Source organism: Pseudomonas sp. 22515, from assembly GCF_052044625.1.
GTDB lineage: Bacteria > Pseudomonadota > Gammaproteobacteria > Pseudomonadales > Pseudomonadaceae > Aquipseudomonas > Aquipseudomonas alloputida.
The window spans coordinates 98471-119723 of sequence record NZ_JBQENN010000017.1; the positions used below are offsets into that span (position 1 = coordinate 98471).

Below are 21253 nucleotides of genomic sequence, written 5' to 3' on the forward strand. Positions count from 1 at the left end.
CTCTTCTCATTCGAATTGTTTTAGGGTTTTTCTTGCCATTTCCAACATCGACAGCCGCTGTTTCATCGCTTCTTTCGACAAGTAGGCATGAGCTTCAGGCTCCTGCCAGCCCTGGGCCGCCATCAGCAGGACCTTGGCCTTGTTGATGTCGGCCTGGTGCTCCAGACGCTCCTGCAACTGGGCATTCTTCTGCATCAAGCGGGCCTGGGCTTCGCTGTTGCTTCTGGCGCACACCAACGCCGGAAGTACCTTGTGGTTGTCCAGAGGCAGCACCATCACGCCGTGACACCCCAGCTCCAGGATTTGCGAAAGAATGGTCGGGCTCTCGTACTCCACCAAGGCGATGGCGGTCAGGCGTACGCCGCCCTGGGCCAGCAGCTTGCCCAGCTCGGCATGGTGGCGGCCTTCGAACACCCCGCAAAACACCAGGTCGGTGTGGGTGTCGAACGCCTTGGGCGGTGGCCAGCACTGCTTCACCGAGCAGCCGATACGCATCAGTTGCAACACCAGGGCATCAGTGATTTCACTGGGCGGACAAACGATGCCCACGTGCAGTTCACGCAGCGTGTTCAGGATGTTCGACGTGCTCATGAGGGGCCGCCCCCCATCATGCTCACGGTCCAGTCGTCCAGGTTGTGAACCACCACATAGGGGTCAGGGCGGATGGTCGTAGGCGATTGCCATTTGATGCAGATCTGCCCGCGCGCATCGATCTCGCCGATACGTGAAAACAGGTGCGAGTGGTTGTTCTGCTGCTCCACCTGCACCCTGCCCTGGGGGCTATCCATGCTCGCGTGGTACAGGTGATTGCGGATTACCTCCACCTCCAGGCTGCCGGTGGCATTTACCGCCTGGCACAGCATGCGCATCTGGCAGTACGCCGCCTCGGCCCAGGCAGTGATGCGCACATCGGCCGGAAAGAACGCACGGCACTGACTGACGAATGCGTTGCTTTGCGGTGACTCGACGCTGGTGAAGTAGGGTGCCACGACGATGTTGCCACGGGCCGCCTCGGCCCCCATTTCGGCAATTTCTGCCTCGCTGGTAGTCAAGCTGGCGATCGGCGGCCGAGGGCCATTGCCATAGCGCTGCGCCATTGCTTGGTAGAAGCTTGCCGTCCCCGTACCGACCACGGTCGAGAACACCACGTCAGGGGCAGAACGCACCACCCGCTCGACCACCAGGGCCAGGTCATCGGCCGAGGGGTACAGGGGCATGTAGGCTTCTTCCACCACTTCGCCACCATGCTGCTTGTACAGGTGGCGCATGACATGGTTGCTTTCCCGCGGGTAGATGTAGTCGGAACCGACGAAGGCGACCCTGGCACCGTAATGACGTGTCAGGTATGCCGCCAGTGGCGCGCTATTCTGGTTAGGTGCCGGCCCGCCGTAGATGATATTGGGCGAGTACTCGAAGCCCTCATAGGGCGTGGGATAGAACAGCAAGCCATCGGCGCGCTCGATGACGGGCATCACGGCTTTGCGGGTGTGCGACATGTAGCAGCCGAGCATCAGGCGCACACCGTGGTTGCGCACATAGTCGTCACACAGATTGCGATAACGGTCCGGGTCGCCCCCGGGGTCGCCGACCAGGGTCAGAACCGGTTCGCCAAGTACGCCCCCCTCGCGGTTAACCTGTTCGACCGCCAGCAGCGCGCCAAAGCGCTGCGAGCGTTCAATGGCTGCGGTAACGCCGGTTTCGGCGAACAGCAAGCCCACCTTCAATTGCCTGTCTTGTCTACTCATCACACCATCCTGTGACAACCGTCATGTCGGCAACGAAAAACGGATGCGCCCGCGCTCAAGGCGGCCGACCACCGTCATGCACGTCACTTCTGCCTGGCATGGGATGCGGTTACCAAGCAGGTACTCGGCCAGTGGCACTTCCAGCTCATGGCGGATAAAGCGCTTGAGCGCACGCGCGCCAAACTCCAGGTCATGGCCTTCGCTGGCCAGCTTGCCAACCACCGCCGCATCCAGTTGCAGGTGGCAGTGATGCTTGGCAAGGCGCCGGTTCAGGCGCGACACCTCCAGTTCAACGATGCGCTCGCTCACCTCCTGTTCGATGGCATTGAACACCACAGTGCTGTCGATGCGGTTGACGAACTCGGCAGAAAAACGCTTCACCAGGCGCCGCCGCACCAGCCCCAGCAAACGCTCGCGGCGCCCTGCCTGCAGGCCAAGCAGACGCCGCAGCGGCGCCAGCGGGCCCAGCCGGTGCTGGCGTATTTCGTCTGCCGCCAGGTTGCTGGTCATGAACACCAGTGTGTTACGGAAATTGAAGCTCTTTTCACCGGAGGCCAAGCGCAGCAGGCCATTGTCGAACACATTGAGCAGCGCCTGGGACACCTCCTTGCCGGCCTTTTCCAGCTCATCGAACAGCACGATCCCAGGGCGCCCTTGGCTCCCGTCCAGCAGCGCCTGGTCAAACAGCGTGCGGCCTTCCTTGGCGCCAGCATAGCCCGGTGGCGCGCCGGTCAGAGCAGCGGCGTAGTGTTCCTGGGCCAGCGTGTTCATGTCGACCCGGCAGAAGGCATCGGCATCACCGTGCAGGGCGCGGGCCAGGGCACGCACGACCTCGGTCTTGCCGACCCCGGTCGGGCCGAGGAACAATGCCGTGAACAGCGGGCGGCGCGGGTCGAGAATATCCGCACGCACCACCGTGAGCACATCTTCGATGGCCTGCAAGGCTTCGTCCTGGCCCAGCACTTCGTTGCGTACTACCTGCATGACGGCAGCGACATCGAAGCGGAAACGCGACTCCAGGGTGTCTTCAATGCGCAGGTGGGTCTCGACGATTGCCCGGGTGTGGCAGTTTTCGGCACTCAGTGCAGCACTGGAGGACGCATCGCGACGCGTCTGCTCCAGCAGGTCGTTCAAGAACGGCATGGTCTTCCCCTCGCTTTGTGAAACAGCGTGCCCGCAGGCACGCTGGGCAACCCCGTCAGCGGGCTTCCTTTTCCTTGGCATCGTAGGGAAGGCTGCCGACCGGGCACTGCGCCACCCCCGAGGTGCGCCGGGTCAGGGCCTCGACGTTCTCGCGGGCCTTCTCGGCATCCAGCACCCAGGTGCGGTAGAACTCGAATGGGCATTCGGCAATGCCGCGGTCGCCGTCGCCAGACAAATGCATACCGCTGTAGCCACGGTGCAGGATCTTGTACAGGTGGTTTTGCGACTGGTCGTTCTGCCGCGCATCGCGAATTTGCGAGATCGACAGCTGGGCGTACTGGATACCCATCTCCTCTTCACCGCACTCGCCGAGTGTACGACCATCGAAACCGATGATTGCCGAGTGACCGAAGTAGGAATACACACCATCGAAGCCCGCGGCGTTGGCCACTGCAACGTAGCAGTTGTTAGCCCACGCCATGGCCTTGGCCATCAGCACCTGCTGATCCTTGGCCGGGTACATGTAACCCTGGCAGCGCACGATCAGCTCAGCGCCTTTCATGGCACAGTCGCGCCAGATTTCCGGGTAGTTGCCGTCATCGCAGATGATCATGCTGATCTTCAGGCCCTTGGGGCCATCGGCAACGTAGGTCTGGTCGCCCGGGTACCACCCCTCGATCGGGCACCAGGGGATGATCTTGCGGTACTTCTGCACGATCTCGCCATTGTTGTCGATCAGCACCAGCGTGTTATAGGGGGATTTGCGCGGGTGCTCTTCATGGCGCTCGCCGGTCAGCGAAAACACGCCCCAGACATTGGCCTTGCGGCAGGCCTGGGCGAACACTTCGGTTTCCACGCCGGGTATGGCCACGGCGGTTTCCATCATTTCGGCCGGGTCATACATGATGCCCTGCAGGCTGTACTCCGGAAAAATCACCAGATCCATGCCCGGCAGCCCCTGCTTCATGCCGACAATGATGTCGGCGATTTTCCTGGCGTTTTCGAGCACTTCATCGCGGGTATGCAGGCGCGGCATCTTATAGTTGACCACGGCGACGCCGACGGTGTCATTGCTGCTGGAAATATCACCATGACGCATGTTGACCACCTCTTGTTGTTATTTTTCAGGGACGAAAAAAAGCCCTCTCCGCATGCGGAGAGAGCTCATTTGCTCTTTGGGTTCGGTGTGGAGGCCGCGACATCGCCATTGATGCGCGGCTCCTGACAACCAACGGTATATGCCGGGTGTGGCGGCTTGTCAACCCGCCATCAACCGTTGCCGCTTCAGGCGCCGAGTGAACACAGCACGCTTTGCAACTTGTCTCGGGTGGTATTCGTGCACGCCTGCATGGGCTCGCGCAGCTCGTCTGCAATCAGGCTTTGCAGCTGCAATGCCGCCTTGACCACGGCCGGGTTGGGCTCGGCAAAGGCCACTTTGATCCAGGGCAGCAACTGGTAGAACGTACCCCGCGCGGCGGCCCAATCACCGCTGTCAACCTGCTGCACCATGCGTACGTAAAGGTCGGCGCGCACATGTGCGGAGGCTGAAATGGCCCCTGCCCCACCCAGGCACAGGTTATTGAAGATCTGCAGGTCTTCACCGGCCAGCACCTGGGCGTGGCCGTCCTCGATCAGGGCCATGGTCGTCTCGCTGTCACCGCCACAGTCTTTCACCGCTGCAATGCGTGGATGGCGCACGATACGGCGCAGGGTTTCACGTTCCATGCGTACGCCAGTGCGGTAGGGAATGTCGTACACGATCACTGGCACGCTGGCGGCATCGGCCACGGTGGCGAAGAAGGCTTCGATGCCAGCCTGCGAAGGGCGGATGTAGCAAGGTGCGGGAACCAGCAGTCCGCCAATGTCACGCTGCTGGATTTCAGCCTGGAACGCCAGCAACTCACCCAGGTTGTAACCTGACAGGCCCATCACCACCCTGCCAGGCTCCACCCAGGCCAGCACGGCATCCAGCACTGCCAGTTGCTCGGCCTTGGACAACGCCGCTGCCTCACCCGTGGTACCGCACACCACAAAACCGGCCACACCGTCTTCGAGCAGCTTCTTCACCAGCTTTTCCAGGCCTGGGAAGTCGATTTCATTGGCGCGCATTGGCGTGACGAGGGCGATCCAGATACCACGGAAATTCGACATGCAAAAACTCCTGATGTTGACCGAAAGTCAGCGTCAGCAGGGTGAAGAGTGGAAGTGGTGGCAGGGATACCTGGCGCCTTCTGTCTCGTCAGCCCACCTGACGAGACAGCGCGCCTCGGTCAGATGAGCGGCTGTTTCTTGGATTTCTTGGCAACGGCAACGCACGCGTCTGCCTGAGCGATGAAGCCCGAAGCGGAAATGGCGTGGTTGGATGTGGACATGCTGGCAAGCCCGTTGCGTAGGTATGGCTGGATAATGGTGGGGCGGCGTGCCTGGTGTCAACCCTTGGCCCGCATCGCCCCGTGCAGGCGCGCCCCTTGCAACGCAGCGATTGCCGTCACCGCCACTCGCTGTAAGGCTCCAGCGGTGTCACCGGCAGGGCCAGGTTGCCTCGCCACGGTTCGAACAGGTAGCGCAGGTAGAGCATGCCATGGCTAGGCGCATAGTCATCGCTGTGCTGCCAGTCGAAGCCGCCGCCCAGTACCCACTGGTCACTCAGGCGCCGTTCGAACAGACCGCGCAGGCGGTAGCCCAACCCGCTGCTGTCGCTGGCTTCGGTCATCGCATCGATGTTGGAATCGACGCCATAATTTGCCAGTACCTTGCGGTTGATGTGTGCGTCCGGGTACAAGCGGCTACTGCCACTATGAGCCTGAGACCAACTGACGGAACCTTCCAGCAGCAGCGACCAGTCGTAGTTGCGCCAGGCATAACTGACCGGCACGCCCACCGAACTGTAGCGCTGCGGGCTGTAGTAACCGCCCTGCCCCAGGCTGTAGCCGCCCAGGTCCTTGTCATGGCGCCAGTGCATCAGCGTCACGCCAACACGGACACGCTCGTCGGCCTTTTCCACCACGCGGTGGTAAAAGCCGGCCATGGCCCGGGTCCGCTGGTTGTCGGCCACGTTTTCGCCGTACAGCCAATGGTGCCCCAGGCTGGCCCACACCCCGTTGTCGCCACCTTGGTCCCAGCTCAGTCCGAGCGTGGCGCCATTGGCAGTGACCCCGCCCCAGCGCACGCCCGTCGGGCGGTCGCGTGCGCCGGCGAACGACAGCAATGAATTGCTCATCGGCCGGCGCGAGGCGGTCAGCGACCAGCCAACCTGCCCGAGGTCACCGTTGACCGTTGCGCCGCCCAGCCAGTTGTTGATTGCATAGCCCTGGGTGGTGCCCAGGTCGAACGCCCAGCGGCTGCCCTGCCAACCCAACGCCAACAGGCTGCCGTTTGCAGTCTGCGATCCCCCCGTGCACGCGGGCAGTGTTTTGCCGTCAGCGGTCTGGCCAACAAACTGGCAGCTGCCGAAGTCGGGGGTGTAGCTTCCCTGATCGTTCGGCTCGAACGACCCCGCATCCATGCCAATGCGCTCTACTCGCGCAAACGCGGTGCCCTCCTGCCAAGGAGTGTCGACATGCAACAAGGTCGACTGGGTACTCAGCTCCGACGTGCCGGGCGTACCGTCATCCTCGCGCCAGCCGTAGTCATGCATCAGCGTCACATGGGTATTGCGCTGGCGATACAGGGCGTCCACATCACTGCGCAGGCTGCGGGCCAGCCAGTCGTCGCCATCCCGCTCGCGGCTGGCCAGGGTCAATGCACGGTCATCCCGTGGCGCTACGGCAGCACGGTCCAGCAACTGCGCATCAGCCATCGCTGCCGCGTAAAGGTCCAATGCTCGTTGAGGATCATCCTGCGCTACCAGGCGGGCTGCGTCGCGTCGCAACAACGGATCGGGTCGCGTCTGCTGCGCGGCAATCCGGTCAAGCAGCCTGGCCGCCTGATCGTGTTCGCCCAACGCGGTCCACAGCGCCGCCAGGCGCCGCTGGGCGTTGCCGTCATCAGCGGCAAATTGTGGCACCTTCACGCCCAGCATGTGCCGGGCCTGCTGCAGGTTGCCTTCGGCCACGGCGCTTTCCATCACCCCAAGGCGTGCATCAGGACGCCCAGGCTGCGCGACCAGCACACGCTGGTAATAGCTGCGCGCCTTGCCATGTTCACCACGCGCGGCTGCCCAGTCAGCCAACAGCATCAAGTCGTCCGAGCTGCCTTCACCACGCGCCAGGCCGGCTTCAAGCAAGGCTGTCGCCTCGGCACCGCGGCCTTGTGCCTGCAACTGCTGCGCAGAGGCCAGGGTCATACGCCGTTGAACACGTTGCTCCAGCGCGTGCATGTCCGCGCTCCAGGTCGCCTGAGGTACCGCTCTCAGACTGTCCAGAGCCAAGGCATCACGGTCGCTGGACTCCAGGAACAGGCCGTGGGCATAGCGCGTTGCCGGATCACGTGGCTGGTGCTGCACCAGCCTGGCAAATGCCGCGTCGGCCTCGCCAGTGCGCCCTTGGTGACGCAGACTGTTGGCCAGCTGATACACCAGCCAAGGCTCATCGGGAGCCAGGGCTGAAGCCTGGCCCAGCACATGGCTGGCCGTCGACCAGTCCTCGCGCTGCAGGGCTTCGTCCCCTTGCTGGCGCAGGCGCGCAAGTTCCAGGCTGCGTCGCAGGCTGGCGAACTGCGCCTGCTGCCGTGGTGGCAGGCTGTCCAGGTATGCCTGCGCCTTGCCTGGCGACTGCGCCTGGTAAACGCGCATCAAGCCGCGCACGGCACTTTCGTTATCCGGCGCCATACGCCGTACCTGCAGGTACTGCCGCTCGGCAGCCGCCACATCGCCCTCGGCCAGCGAGACATCTGCCAGGCCCAACAACGCGTATTCATCCTTTGGCCGTTGCTGGCGAGCCTGCCGGTAAAGTGCGCGCGCACCGCGCACGTCTTTCGCCTCCAGGGCCTGCTCGGCTTTCTTCAGCAGGGCCCAATACTGGCTGGACGACTCCAGGTCCTTCCATTGGCTGATCCAGTAGGTGTCCTGCTCCTTGGCGCTCGCCGCGCGGAACGCCGCATGGGCGTCTTCATGGCGGCCCTGGCGCATCAACGCATAACCCAGGGCCCCATGCAGGCTGGCATCGCCCGGGTACTGGCGCAGGGCGCGGCGCAGCTGCGTTTCAGCTTCGGCATTACGGCCCTTGTCGAGCAATGCCTTACCCCGTTGACCGGCCTGCCATGCCGGGTCGGCCAGCAGCTTGCGCTGCTGTTGCAAGGTCTCGCTGGCCTGTGCCAACAACGGTGAAGCTGGGTAACGCTGAAGAAAGGCCTGCCAGGCTGCCGCGCTGGTTGCACTCACGGCTTGCCCGGACAGGTAGTCGAACTCGCGCTGGGCAGCGGCATCCCGTGCACCGGGGTCTCGCGCCAGCTGATCGAGCAGGGCCAAGGCCTCGCGGTCACGCTTTTCGGCGAACAACCAACCGGCCAGTGTCTGGCGCAGCCCGGCACTGCCCGGGTACTGCTGATCCAACCGCTGCAACTGGCGGATCGCCTCAGGGCGTTGGCCTGGCAGGTTGCCGCGCACGCGCCAGTAGTCCAGGGCCAATTCAAGGCTGGGTGGTTCGCCGGCAAACAACTGTTCGTACATCGCCAGCGCCTCTTCATTACGGCCGGTAACCGCCAGCAGACGCGCCTGCTGCAAGCGCCGCGCAGGCGCCGGTTGTTGAAGTTCAAGCAGGCGTGCGGCCTGACGTGCTTGCAGGCTGCCAGGCGCCACGGCACTGATCCGCGCACTCAACTGCTCGGCTTCACTGCTGTTCTTCTCGCGCAATGCCAGGCTCAAGGCCGCCAGCAATACCTCCGGGTTGCGCGGCTCAAGCAACTGCAAACGGCCCAGCGCATCGCGCACCAGGTCGTCACGGTGCAGCGCTTCGCCGCGGCGTACCTGGTCCAGCAGCCATTGGCGCTGTTCATCGATATCCTTGGGTTGTGCATCTGCCTGGCAGGTTATTGCCGCCAGCATCAACACGCCGATCATTCGCTGCATGGCGCACTCCAGGCCGGCAACAGGCGGCCGTGCGGGTCAAAACGGTAACGGGCCTCGTCGAAGCCCTGGCCGAACAGCGCCAGCACCTGGCTGTAATACGCCTTGGCCTCGACCGGTTGTTCGCGCAAGCGCTGGCGCTGGGCCGCCAGGCCGGCCACGTGCTCTGGCGAGGCAGCAAGCAATGGCAGCAAGGCCGCAGAGAAACCCGCCGGGCCATGGCCGCGGGCTTCACCGCTACGTGCATCCAGGTGCTCAGGAGGTAGCCCCTGGCGCTGGGTCAATGCCGCCATCGGCGCATAATGGGCGACCAGTTCGCGGCGTTGCGCCGCCCCCTCGGCCAACATGCCGACCCACAGGTACACACGAATGGCGTCATAATCACCGGCATTGCCATGTTTCGTGTCTGCCGCTGGCTTTCCGGCCGGCGTCCACAGCAACCAGTCCGGTGCAAAGCCCTTTGGCGACGATGCCAACCACAAACGCCGCGTGTTGGCCGCCAGCTCCCCCCACAAGGGGTCCACCTCGCTGAAGCGGTCGAGCAACTGCAGCGGCAGGTAGCTGGGGTTCAGGCGGGTACCCTGGGCGTCTTCGAAGCCGTAGTCACCTGGCAGCAACATCACGCCAAGGCCTGGAAGCTTGCGCACGGTCTGCGCGGCGATACGCCACAGCAGGTGCTGGCCCAGTTGCGTGTAGGCCGGCTGGTCCCACAACCGCCCTGCTTCCAGCAGGCTGTAGGCGATCCACAGATCGGCATCGCTGGCGTTGTTGGCGTCCAGCACCTGCCACTGCTGCTGCCCGTCACGGCCCCACAGCCAGGCAGGCAGATGCCGGGCCAGGTCACCCTCGGCGAGGTTGTTGCTGGTCCAACGCAGCAACTGCGCGAAGGTTTGTCGGTCGTTGCCTACCAGGGCGAAGAACAGCGCGTAACTCTGCCCTTCCGAGGTGGTGATCAGGCGCTCGTCACTCGGGTCGATGACCCGCCCATCCACACTCACCAGCTCGGCCTTGAACCGCTCCCAGGCAGGCCATGGGCAAACCGACCCGGCATTGGCGAAAACGGGCAGGCCTAAGGCGACCAGCCCTACCAGCATCTGACGCATCATCACCCCGCCTCACCCAAGCGGCGCTTGCCTGCCCAGCGCAGTGCCCGCCACAACAAGAAGGCGAACAGCACCACGCAAACAGCCGCGATCACCGCCAGCAACACAGGGTGCTCGGACAAGTGGAACCACAGCAGCAGCCACCACGGCAGCGCGCCCACGAAGTAGTGCTCGCCGACGAACTGGCTGCTCACGCCACTGCTGCGTACCAGCGTTACCGAACCCGCCACCGCATCGAGCTTGCCTACATCGCCAAGCACGTCGCGCAGCAATGCGTAATCGCTGTCGCTGTTGGCCAGCAAGGCCACAACACTGCGCTGCTCGTGGAACGGCGACTTCAGCCCGGTGATGGCCGCAATCGGCGCCTGGGCGCTGACCGCCACGCGGCTGCTTGCAGCCACCGGCTCAGTATCGAAACGCTGGCCACCGGGCAGCGATGCGCTGCGGCCCTGCAGCAACCAGTCACGCTGGGCGCTGAGCAACAGGCCAAGGTCGGGCGCGTCGCGAAGGGCCTCGGGCAGGCTGCCGATCAGCAGCAAGTCGGCGTCTGCCGCTGCGACCTGTTGCCAGTCGTCGATCAATTGCAGGCCAAGCGCCGGGTAACCGATCTGTCCGGCCAACCCGCCAACCGTGTCGAGCAAAGTGCCGACCTGCATCGCCGTAGGTTTGGCCGGCATGATGACCAGCGTCTCGGACAGGTCGGCCATGCGGCTGAACGGGAAGCCACTGCGGGCGAATGCACGCAGGTCGGGCATGGCGATGTAATGGTGGTAACCGGAAAGGTCGATGGTGGAGTTGTCGTCGATTGCTGCACGCACGTCCACCGGCAGCGAGGTCTGGCAGCGATCGCGCTGGGCGCTGCCCAGGGTACTGGCAAAGCTGAAGTCGAAGCGCAGGCGGTTACGGTCGCCAATCTTCAGCGCCGGCACCAGCGAGTTCTCGGTCAATGCAGTGTTGTCACCGGACAGCACTGCCAGGCGCATTTCCTCAAGGGTACCGCCGCGCCGGTCATTGCCCACCAGCGGCATGCTGGTGATGTACTGATCGTTGACGCTGATGCTCAGGCGCGATTCGTCGGTCACCGCTGGCGCCGTATAGCGGTACAGGGTGCGCAGCGGAATACCCTGGTTGCGCCAGACGAACAAGTCGGGCGGCAGGTTCAGTTCCAGTGTCACCGGCCGCGGTTGCAGGCCGCTGACTTGCAGTTGCTCGGGGTAATCCAGCAGCTCGGCAAATCGAACCGGGCGGTCGGTGCGCGTCCAGTTCGGCGCATCGTAGGGCTGACGCGGTTGCAGCGCGGTCATCTGTTCCACTTTGACGCGCGCGCCGCGGAACAGATTGTTGCCGACCGCCAGCGCCGAGGCGGCCTTGATCAGGTCGTCGTCGTTACGGCCCAGCACCAGCAGCACTTTGCTGAAGCGGTCGTCCGGGTGATCGATCACCTGCAGCACGGGGCCGTCGACTGGCGGGAACTGCTGCAGATCGGCGAGGAACGCCGGGCGACGGTCGTTGCTGGCAAACACGATGCTCGGTGCAGGTTTTTCGCCACGGGCCGGCAGGTGGTTGTACAGCACAGGGAAGCTGGCCTTGCGCCAACCGGCCTGACTGCCGAAGTAGGATGCCAGGATTGCCGCCGCACGCTGCTCGCCCAGGCTCGGCACGCCGCTGAACACCACCGGCAGCACTACCTTGCCGGTGTCGCGGGTATCGAAGAACGGCAACGGGAAATACGCCAGGTCGTTTTCCAGCACCAGCGCCTGCTCGTGCAACTGTACCTGGCTCTTGCGGTTAAGGTTAAGCCACAGGCCGCTGTGGGCCGGGTCTTCGCAGACATCGGTATAGTGCCCGACAAACTCCAGACGTACCCGGTTGAAGTCGCCGAGCAGTTTCGGGTCCAACGGCAGCTGGCGACGCACACGCTGGCCCAACTGCTCTTTTTCCACCGGAACTACGCCCATCAGCTCGTCGTTGAGGTAGACGCGCAAGTGCGACAGGTTCGGCAGCAAGGCTGGCGAAGGCGTGTAGTCCAGTTGCAAGCTGGCATCGGTGGCCAGGCGATCGCGACGCAGGCCGAACTCAATATGCTCGCTGTTGCGTACCCCCAGCAGCAGGCTGTCGGACGCATGTCCAAGCTGCTCGAAGGTTTTCGCAACCTGCCAGTTTGGTACCGTGGGTGTGGGTACCGCAGGCTCGGCAAGCGGAGCTACAGAAGCAGCAGCGGCGCTCTGCGACAAGGCGGTAAACAGCGCCATCGCCAGGCCCCAGGTACGCGCGGGATAACCAGTCATCATGCGTCTCGATCAACAGGGTTCATGGAAGGGATTGCCCGCGGTGTGCGGGGCCAGTAGCTGGCCAGCCACAGCGCCAGCGAACGCAACGGGCGCAACCACGCCCGCAGCCATGGCGGCATGTGCTCGACCAGGCGCACGTAACCGACGCCGCCCAGCTTCAACACATCGATCAGGCTGCGCAGCGGGCGCTCGACCTCGTGCTGCTCGTTCCAGCCAAGCCAGGCATCGGCGCGGGCAAAGGTGCAGTGGACCAGGTCGATACGCTGCTGCAGGGCGAGGTCGCGGAACACCAGGCCCACGTGTTGCCCGACGGTACGGGTGACGCACGCCTGGAAGGCGAACTCGCGCTGGCCGCGGTTGAGCAGCAGGCGTACCTGCTCCCCCGGTTTCAGCTCCAGACCGGGCTGTACCTGCAGGCCGATACCGCCGTCGGAGTAGTCGACCAGGGTGCAGGGGTAGGCATGACCGCTGGCCAGCATCAGCCCCGCCGGCAAGCGCATCTGCACCCGATGGGCGCGGCGCACCTGGCGCACTTCGGCGGCCACCGCAACTGCGGCACCGATGATCAGCAGGTTGTAGATCACCCACAGCGAGCTGACGATCACCGTGCCGATTTCTGCCGTCGGGCCGGTGACCAGGCGCCACCCCGCAAAGCCCAGACCCACCACGTTGAGCGCCGCCAGCCACAGGTAAGGTTGGGCGATGCGCCAGTCGAACTGTTCCTGCTCCATCAGGCCGCCCTTGGCGGTGACGTTGAACGTGCCTTTTTTCGGCGCGAACAGCGCCACCGTGGTCGGGCGGGCGATGTACCAGGCCAGTACGGTCTCGTAGACCTCGCCCCAGAAGGTTTGTCGGTACTTGCCCTGCATGCGCGAGTTGGTCAGGCTGGCGTGGATCATGTGTGGCAGCACGTACAGCAGAATCATCAATGCCGGTGCGTAGATGATGTAGGCATGCAGCAACAGGAACGCCAGTGGCGCCGTCAGGAACACCAGCCGCGGCAGGCCGGCCAGGAAGTGCAGCATCGCGTTGGCGTAGCACACCCGCTGGAACAGGCTAAGGCCACGCCCGAATAGCGGGTTGTCGGTGCGGAAGATCTGCACCATCCCACGGGCCCAGCGAATGCGCTGGCCGATGTGCGCCGACAGGCTTTCAGTGGCCAGGCCCGCAGCCTGCGGAATGCTCAGGTAGGCTGACGTCCACCCTTGGCGATGCAGGCGCAGGGCGGTGTGGGCATCTTCGGTCACGGTCTCGACGGCAAAACCACCGATGCTTTCCAGCGCAGTGCGGCGCAGCACAGCACAGCACACGAGCCGCAGAAAAACGCCGCGTTCCACATATCGTTGCCGTCCTGGATCAGGCCGTAGAACAGCTCCCCTTCGTTGGGGCGGCGGCGGAACGAGCCGAGATTGCGCTCGAACGGGTCAGGCGAGAAGAAATGGTGCGGTGTCTGCACCAGCGCCAGTTTAGCGTCCTTGAGGAACCAGCCCACGGTCAGTTGCAGGAAGGAGCGCACCGGCACATGGTCGCAATCGAAGATGGCGATCAACTCGCTGTCGGTGACGCCCAGCGCATGGTTGAGGTTGCCGGCCTTGGCATGCTTGCTGTCGGGCCGCACGATATACCCTACCCCGACTTCGTCGGCAAAGGCACGAAACGCGTCGCGGCGGCCATCATCGAGGATATAGATGCGCAGGCACTCGCGTGGCCAGTCCAGGCCCAGCGCGGCCATTACCGTGGTGCGCACCACTGACAGGTCTTCGTTGTAGGTAGGGATCAGCAAATCGACGGTTGGCCAGTGCCTGACGTTGGCCGGGAGGTTTGCCGGCTTGCGCTGCAATGGCCAGCTGGTCTGGATGTAACCCAGGATCAGCACGAACCACGAATAGGTTTCTGCCGCCAACAGGATCACCCCGAATACCAAGTCGGTGGTGTCGTTCCAGTTCAGGGTCGAGGTGTAGCGCCACCACAGATAGCGGCACGAGATGATGGTCGACAGCACGATCAGCATCAGGGTCGGGAAACGCCCCGGCATGTGTCGCACCAGCAGGGCGATGACCAGCAGCAGGCAGATGAACATCAGTTGCGCCAGATAGCCGAACGGTTCCGTCACGCACAGCAGGGCGAGGCTGAGGGCGAATACCGTCAGCACGCTATAGAACGCCCGCCGGGCAAACACGCTCAGGCCGCGCAGGCGTGCCGAGGCCTGGTGCTTGAAAGCACTGGCGCGGTAGCGCGCGGGTACCTGTTGCAATGCATCGATCAGCAGGCCGCGGTAGTGGCGCGCCACCCCGCCTGCCGCCCGCAGGTGCATGCGCACCGCGCCCAACGCGCGGCGGCCAGGCCCTGCTGTACGTGCCTGCGGTTGGCGCCGCAGCAACAACCACAGGCTCTGGATCAACAGACGCAGCGGGTCACCCAGGGTTGGGCGCTTGCCCGCCAGCTGCGGGTACAGGCGTTGGCGCTCGGCCAGCAGCGCCTGCCAGGCGGGTGACTCCAGGCGCAGAAACAGGAAGGCCAACCACACGCCGAGGGTGAACAGCCACGCGACCGGCAGACGCGCGCCACGGACAGTGAACCAGGTATAGGCCGACAGAGGGGTCAGGGTCACGGCTGGCGCCTCGTCAGACAGCGCACCGCCAGGCTTTGCACATCCCGGCAGGCCAGGCTCTGCGGTGCGTAAAGACCCAGGGGAGCCTTGTACGCCAGCGCTTCGAGGAAGGCTTCGTCGCGATGGACCACCTGGATCGGCAATCGATCACGAAACAGGTCACGCCACACCATCAACAGATCGCTCTGCAAGCGGCTGGCCGGGTCGTAGCGGTTGACCAGCAGCATGTCGAAGTGCTCGAGCGGGCGTCGCCCGAGCAGCAGGTGGCTGGCCATTTCGGCTTCTGCCACCAGTACCCGTACATCAGTCTCGATGCCATTGCCGGTGGTATCGCCCGGCAGTTGCGGCAGGTCGTACAACAGCCAGTCGAAATGCTCGGCCAGCTCGACCTGGCGAGCGCGCCATGACTGCGCATCGGGCACACGGTGCTGCGCACCGCCAGGCAGGTTGCCGTACGGCAGCAGGCACAGGCCATCGAGCACCTCGTACACGGCATCACTGAACGGCCGCCCTTCCCGCTCGGCCAGCGCCCAGCCCTCGGACGTATCCAGCGGCAGGTTGAAGTGCAGCCCGAGCAAGTTGCTTGGGCACAGGTCAATCAGCAGCACCCGCTCGCCCACGCCCTGCAGCGCGTAGCCCAATGCAGCCAGCAAGGCGCTGCGCCCCAGGCCTCCGCGTACCCCATGCAATGCCAGGCTGGTCATGGCGCGACCCTCTCGCGCAGGGTGACAGCTGCGTACAGCGCTTCGTCGCTGCTGGCCTTGCAGCTTTCACCCAGCAATGGCCAGCGCTGCAGGGCCTGCTGAACGCCCACCAGCATCGAGATGTCCTGGTAGTTCAGCTCTGGCATGTCCAGGTGCTGACGCAACTGGGCAATATCGTCGCTACGGTCGGACGGGTCTGACTTGCCAGTGATCATGGGCGCTCCTTGGGGATGGGCTGCCAGTCAGGCTGGCCTTGCAGGCGCATGTAGGCACGCCCCTGGTAATTCAGCACCTGTGCACCAGAGGTTTCGGCAACCTGCTCGGTGGTTGGCAGGTCGGTCAGCAGGCCGGGCACATCCAGCACCTGCTGCTGGCCGAGGCCCGCATACACACGCGAGATCAGCTCGGACAGCGCCAGGTAGCTGGTGGCAGCAGTGACCCGCAGCGGCTCGTTGCGGGCAGGCTGGCCCATGCCGATGAACTTCAGGCCGACCGGCACATGGGTAATCGACGGCGTGGGAATTTCGCGCATGCCAGACAACTGCATACGGTCACCATGCAACGCGGCCCCATGCTCAGGGACAATGGCCACCACTACCCGGCGGCCACTGCGCTCCAGTTCGTCAAGGAAGGTGCCAAGCTCGCCAAACAGGCGATTGGCGCGGGTGGCATAGTCGGCCACGCGGGTACCGCCGTCGGCAGTGACGATACGGTTGCCGTCATGCAGGCTGATGCTGTTGTAGAACAGTGACACATGCTCGTCCGGGGTGCCTTTGCGTTGCCCCCACCAACGGCGCAGGACATCCAGGTCACTGGCAATCGGCGAACCGTCGAAGCCCACCAGCGCCCGTGGAAAGTCGGTATTGCGCATGCCGGGTTGCGGCATGTGCTGCTGGGTAATGTCGCCGATGAAGTTGTCGAACCGGCCGCTGTGGTTGAGCAAGGTGTTGCTCTGGAAACCCAGCCGGGCCAGGTTCTGGAACAACAGGCACTGCTCCGGAGCCGGTTGGTACAGGCCAGCGTGCGACGACTGTCCGCAGCTGGCACGCAGCACACGGATGGCGGCCGGGCCGCTGTAGGAGGTCGCCGAGTTGAACTGGTCGAAGATCACGTCCATGCGCGACAACAGCGGGTTGTCCCGCAGCCCCACGGCAGACAGATCATCCCAGGCCAGCGAGCAGATGTTGATTACCAGCAGGTCGAACGGTTGCTCATCGGCATTAACGGCAGGGAATGCCGTCACCCGCTCGCGCTCACTGGCGAAGAAGCGCTCAAGCCAGCTGTCGAGCGTGGCATTGTCGGCTACTGCAGTGGCAGGCGCGGGTTCGGCTGCGGTGCGCGCCGCCACGCCGGGCGCCTGGCTTGCACCCAGCAACGGCAAGCCGCCGACCGACAGCCATGCCAACCCCAGCAGGCTCAGGGTGCTCAGGCGCAGCCAATGGCGTAGGTACAGGTAACCCACCAGCAACATTGCCAGCGCCCCCAGCAGGTTCCAGTTGATGAAGCGGCCCAGCAGCTCGAGCAGATAGTCCCACGAGAAGTCCAGCACCCCCGGCTGCGCCAGCAAGCGGCTGAAGGGTGGCAGCCAGGTGTCCTGGTAGAAAAGCGCGATACCGATTGGCACCGCCAGCAGTTGCCGGGCAATACGCAGCCACTGGCCCGGCAAAGGGATAAGCAGAAACGCAGCAAACAACAGGTTCGGCAGCGCCTGGAAGTCGAGCATGCCAAGTGCGACCAGCAGAAACTTTGCAAAAAAATAGAGGTTCCACCCTCCCAGTCCAGGCCAGCGGGCCAGTACCGGGAGGGTGATGGTGGTATTAGTCATTCTGGGGTTCCTGGTGTGCAGCGCGGCGGCGTACGCCCAGCGGTTTCAGGTAACGGGGGGGAAGGCGACGGCGCAACCCGTCACGTAATGCCGAACACAGGTGCACGAGCAACAAGGCCAGGCCCAGCGTGACGAGTGCGGTAATGCCGACCACCTGCAGCAGTTGCACGAAGTTCATGCGCCACCCCGCTTGGCCAGGCCAACCTTGCGCGGTGCCAGTGCCGACCATGCCTGTGCAGGCAACTGCGCCGCCATGTCGCTGCGGGGTGGCTGCGGTAGGTTGCGGTCGAGGAAAGCCGGAGTGGCCAGGCTGTCGACACCGGCAAGCACCTCCTGGCTGATGAACAGCTCTTTCCATGACAGCTGGAAGATGTGGTCAAGCGCCTGCTCGACCCCTTCCGAGCGGCAAGCGAACAGGAACAGGAACAGCACCTCGCCAACCACGCAGGCAATGTCGCCATCACGGCGGAATACCGTACGCGAGCAAGCCTGCAGCGGGGTCAGGCCGGGCGCCGGACGCAACACCAGCAACTGGTGGACGATTTCGCCGTTGCGCACCCCGTGCCACATGCTTTGCACAGCCTCGGCGAACGCCCGTGGCGCTACCAACCCGCAGATGGCCAGCGGCCGCAGGCGTGCCAGCAAGGCATCGAAGTCGGTTGGCAGGTGTCGACGCCAGACGTAACCCTGGATGCTCTCCACCATGGTCAGGAAGCGTGACAAGCTGGCACCGAACGGCACGATCTGGCTGGCACCACAAGCCAGCAGCAACTGTTCGTCTTGGTAACGCAGGGTCGGCGCCATTTCGCGCACCACCAGCTTCAAGGCGTTGCCACGCGACTGCCGCAGGTGGTGCAACTGGCGCGCCAGGCTATCCAGACGCTGCCCACCGTCCATGGCAAAGATCACCGTGGCAGACACCGCACGGCTGGCTTTGCCCCCCAGTTCCTCAAAGCTTTCGCAGACCTGCCAGTGTTCGGAGAAGGCTGGCGCGCCTTCCAGTACCGGGCGCTGGGCCAGGCACAGCAACTCGTCACCACCGGTGTCGCTGGGTGCCTCATGCGTGGCAGCAACGGCAAAGCCCGCGCTCAGCCGAGTCAGCTCCATGTCCCGGGTGGCGGTTTTGCCAAGCGGGTTGCTCCAGAAATGCTGCAGGTAGCGCACCCCACCTTTGCCACGGTACACCTGCCCCAGGCCGTCGAGGCACTGGTTGAAAACGCGCAGGCGCTCGACCAAGGCGGTGCTCTGCCCCCCACTGACGACCAGCAGCAACGCCGCTTCAGCCAACAACGCCGGGCGCAGCGCATTGCACCAGTGCTCGACTTCGGTATCCGCCCAGGCGTGTGCCGGTGCCAGCAGCACCAGCACACGCCCACGGGCATCAAGACGAGGCAGGTCTTCAACCAGATAACGGGTGGCTTGCGAGTTGGCCTCATACAACGCGAGCTCGGCCGGGCCGCGCGTTGCGCCGAGCGCACCCAGCACGTCATCCATGGCTTGCGCATCGGCGATCAGTGCTGCCCTGGCATTATCGGGCATGCCTTCGACCACCTGGCGGCATAGCAAGGAGGCGTCTTCGGCGGCGTCACAGGCTAACCAGTACAGTCCTTGTTGATGAAGCTGGCTGCTCTCGACGCTCAGGCCGGAAATCGCCAACAACTGCATTCCATTAGTCAAAACACTGGCTCTACAAAAGGTAAATTGAAACGGTTTGAAGGCGGAATGTGTCACATCCTCTGCTGACGCCTTATGACTCACGTCAAAAAAACGACGAAAATGATGCGGAACACAAAGTTGCGTCAATTATACAGCATCAAGGCAGAATGAAATCAATCTGAAATGTAATGAGTTGCAAAGGTTTGTTAACAAACACCCCAAGGCCGACCTTTTCCGGGTTAAAAACAAAAGTCGGCAAAGGCAAGCCGGCAGGGCATTGGCCAAGCAAAAACCGTTTTCCGGAGACAAGCATGCTGCGTATCTTTGAACGTCGGCTCGACCCCTTCCCACCCGATGAGGTACCACCGCCGCCCGTTGGCCTGTTGCGCTTCATGTGGGCTTGTACCCGCGGCGCCCGTGGCTACATTCTGGCGCTGGCACTGCTCAGTGCCGGGGTGTCGATATACGAAGCCTGGCTGTTCGCGTTCCTCGGCCAGGTGGTCGACCTGCTCGCGTCCTGGCAGGCAGGCGGTACTGTTGGCCCCGAGGAAAGCCGTGTGCTGTGGGGTATCGGCATCGTCCTGCTGGTCAGCATCGGGCTGGTGGCGCTGCGCACCATGGTTCAGCACCAGGTGCTGGCGATCAACCTGCCGCTGCGGCTGCGTTGGGATTTTCACCGCCTGATGTTGCGCCAGAGCTTGTCGTTCTTTTCTGACGAGTTTTCTGGCCGGGTCACAACCAAGGTGATGCAGACGGCACTGGCAGTGCGCGATGTGCTGTTCACCCTTATCGAAATCCTGCCGGGGATTGGCGTGTATTTCATCGCGATCATTGCCCTGGCCGGTGGCTTTGCCCTGAAACTGATGCTGCCCTTCATTGCCTGGGTCGTGCTGTTCGGCTTGGCCATGCTGTATTTCGTACCCCGGCTGGGCAAAGTCGGGCAGGAGCAGGCCAATGCCCGGTCGTCGATGACCGGGCGGGTTTCTGACGCTTACACCAACATCACCACGGTGAAACTGTTTTCGCACTCCAACCGCGAAGCGCACTTTGCGCGCGCAGCCATGGAAGACTTCAAGCAGACCGGTTTTCGCCAGATGCGCCTGGTGAGCCAGTTCGAAATCGTCAACCAGGCGCTGGTGGTGGGCTTGATCTTTGGTGCCGGTGGCTATGCACTGTGGCTGTGGCACCAGGGCCAGGTCGGCACCGGGGCCGTGGCGGCAATCACCGCCATGGCCTTGCGCGTCAACGGCATGTCGCACTGGATCATGTGGGAAATTACCTCGCTGTTCGAAAACATCGGCACCGTGCAGGACGGTATGGCCACCCTCACCCGCGGCCCCAAGGTACAGGATGCGCCGGGTGCTGCAGAGCTGGTCACCACGGGTGGCGCGGTGAGTTTCGACAAGGTCAGCTTCAACTACAACGGCGAGCGCCAGGTGCTCAATGAGCTGACGCTACACATTCGTCCGGGCGAAAAAGTCGGCCTGGTCGGCCGCTCCGGCGCCGGCAAGTCCACCTTGATCAACCTGCTGCTGCGCTTCTACGACGTGGACAAGGGGGAAATACGCATCGACGGGCAGAACGTCGCCAAGGTCACGCAAGACAGCCTGCGCAGCGCCATCGGCATGGTCACTCAGGACACCTCGCTGTTGCACCGTTCGATTCGCGACAACATTGCCTATGGCCGCCCCGATGCTACCGAGGCACAGATCCGTGCTGCTGCGGCCAATGCCCAGGCCGACGGTTTCATCAGCCAGCTCAGCGACCGCCAGGGCAACAGCGGTTATGACACCCTGGTGGGTGAACGCGGTATCAAGCTGTCTGGCGGCCAACGCCAGCGCATTGCAATTGCCCGGGTGATGCTGAAGAACGCACCGATCCTGCTGCTTGACGAAGCCACCAGCGCGCTGGACTCGGAGGTGGAAGTGGCCATTCAGGAAAGCCTGGATGAGATGATGCAGGGCAAGACCGTTATCGCCATCGCCCACCGGTTGTCGACGATCGCCGCCATGGACCGGCTGATCGTGATGGATGAAGGGCGCATCATCGAGCAAGGCACCCATGCCGAACTGTTGGCAAAACAGGGTACCTATGCACGGTTGTGGCAGCACCAGAGTGGCGGGTTCCTGGGTGAGGATCGGGGCGTGGCCGAGGCTGTGGAGTAAGCAGAG

At 63.6% G+C, this 21253-nt stretch carries 15 protein-coding genes and 1 pseudogene; 1 reads left to right on the forward strand and 15 read right to left on the reverse strand.

Annotated features, from left to right (window positions below; all coding sequences use genetic code 11):
• Positions 1 to 6: 6 nt before the first annotated feature.
• The 15 genes and pseudogenes from ACTJJN_RS17165 to ACTJJN_RS17235 all read right to left on the reverse strand — a co-directional run bounded on the left by ACTJJN_RS17165 (position 7) and on the right by ACTJJN_RS17235 (position 19395).
• A complete protein-coding gene (locus tag ACTJJN_RS17165; protein WP_012052055.1) occupies positions 7 to 591 on the reverse strand; it encodes an ANTAR domain-containing response regulator in 585 nt (194 codons plus the stop codon).
• A complete protein-coding gene (locus ACTJJN_RS17170; RefSeq protein WP_088512727.1) occupies positions 588 to 1745 on the reverse strand; it encodes a transporter substrate-binding domain-containing protein in 1158 nt (385 codons plus the stop codon). The genes ACTJJN_RS17165 and ACTJJN_RS17170 overlap by 4 nt, the downstream gene beginning before the upstream one ends.
• Positions 1746 to 1766: 21 nt before the next feature.
• Positions 1767 to 2888: an AAA family ATPase gene (locus ACTJJN_RS17175; RefSeq protein WP_440781457.1), complete on the reverse strand. Its 1122-nt coding sequence runs from the start codon at positions 2886 to 2888 to the stop codon at positions 1767 to 1769.
• Between the two features lie 55 nt (positions 2889 to 2943).
• Positions 2944 to 3987 (reverse strand): aliphatic amidase, encoded by a 1044-nt coding sequence (locus ACTJJN_RS17180; RefSeq protein ID WP_012052052.1) that lies wholly within the window; start codon positions 3985 to 3987, stop codon positions 2944 to 2946.
• A gap of 185 nt (positions 3988 to 4172) precedes the next feature.
• Positions 4173 to 5039 (reverse strand): 4-hydroxy-tetrahydrodipicolinate synthase, encoded by an 867-nt coding sequence (gene dapA / locus ACTJJN_RS17185; RefSeq protein WP_012052051.1) that lies wholly within the window; start codon positions 5037 to 5039, stop codon positions 4173 to 4175.
• Between the two features lie 337 nt (positions 5040 to 5376).
• Positions 5377 to 8895 carry a cellulose synthase complex outer membrane protein BcsC gene (bcsC, locus tag ACTJJN_RS17190; RefSeq protein WP_088512730.1) on the reverse strand — a complete coding sequence of 1173 codons (3519 nt, stop codon included), beginning with the start codon at positions 8893 to 8895 and terminating at the stop codon, positions 5377 to 5379.
• The gene (gene bcsZ, locus ACTJJN_RS17195) at positions 8883 to 9998 is read right to left on the reverse strand and encodes a cellulose synthase complex periplasmic endoglucanase BcsZ (protein ID WP_014859243.1); all 1116 of its coding nucleotides are present in this window, start codon (positions 9996 to 9998) and stop codon (positions 8883 to 8885) included. The genes bcsC and bcsZ overlap by 13 nt, the downstream gene beginning before the upstream one ends.
• Complete coding sequence (bcsB, locus tag ACTJJN_RS17200; RefSeq protein ID WP_014859244.1) at positions 9998 to 12286, reverse strand: cellulose biosynthesis cyclic di-GMP-binding regulatory protein BcsB; 2289 nt, start codon at positions 12284 to 12286, stop codon at positions 9998 to 10000. Before bcsB ends, bcsZ begins: the two co-directional genes overlap by 1 nt.
• Positions 12283 to 14897, reverse strand: a pseudogene (gene bcsA, locus ACTJJN_RS17205) (UDP-forming cellulose synthase catalytic subunit). Before bcsA ends, bcsB begins: the two are co-directional and overlap by 4 nt.
• Positions 14894 to 15601 carry a cellulose biosynthesis protein BcsQ gene (gene bcsQ, locus ACTJJN_RS17210; protein ID WP_012052046.1) on the reverse strand — a complete coding sequence of 236 codons (708 nt, stop codon included), beginning with the start codon at positions 15599 to 15601 and terminating at the stop codon, positions 14894 to 14896. Before bcsQ ends, bcsA begins: the two are co-directional and overlap by 4 nt.
• Entirely contained in the window at positions 15598 to 15816 is a 219-nt protein-coding gene (bcsR, locus tag ACTJJN_RS17215) for a cellulose biosynthesis protein BcsR (RefSeq protein ID WP_014859246.1), read from the reverse strand. The genes bcsQ and bcsR overlap by 4 nt, the downstream gene beginning before the upstream one ends.
• Positions 15813 to 17426, reverse strand: a complete 1614-nt coding sequence (gene bcsG / locus ACTJJN_RS17220; RefSeq protein ID WP_221100415.1) for a cellulose biosynthesis protein BcsG — start codon at positions 17424 to 17426, stop codon at positions 15813 to 15815. Before bcsG ends, bcsR begins: the two co-directional genes overlap by 4 nt.
• Positions 17419 to 17604 (reverse strand): cellulose biosynthesis protein BcsF, encoded by a 186-nt coding sequence (gene bcsF / locus ACTJJN_RS17225; RefSeq protein ID WP_088512734.1) that lies wholly within the window; start codon positions 17602 to 17604, stop codon positions 17419 to 17421. Before bcsF ends, bcsG begins: the two co-directional genes overlap by 8 nt.
• Positions 17601 to 19091 (reverse strand): BcsE family c-di-GMP-binding protein, encoded by a 1491-nt coding sequence (locus ACTJJN_RS17230; RefSeq protein ID WP_221100460.1) that lies wholly within the window; start codon positions 19089 to 19091, stop codon positions 17601 to 17603. Before ACTJJN_RS17230 ends, bcsF begins: the two co-directional genes overlap by 4 nt.
• Before the next feature lie 148 nt (positions 19092 to 19239).
• Complete coding sequence (locus ACTJJN_RS17235) at positions 19240 to 19395, reverse strand: hypothetical protein (RefSeq protein ID WP_195743556.1); 156 nt, start codon at positions 19393 to 19395, stop codon at positions 19240 to 19242.
• On the opposite strand from ACTJJN_RS17235, the gene ACTJJN_RS17240 reads away from it, so the two are divergent.
• Complete coding sequence (locus tag ACTJJN_RS17240) at positions 19394 to 21247, forward strand: ABC transporter ATP-binding protein (RefSeq protein WP_004574230.1); 1854 nt, start codon at positions 19394 to 19396, stop codon at positions 21245 to 21247. The genes ACTJJN_RS17235 and ACTJJN_RS17240 overlap by 2 nt on opposite strands.
• The last annotated feature ends 6 nt before the right edge of the window (positions 21248 to 21253 follow it).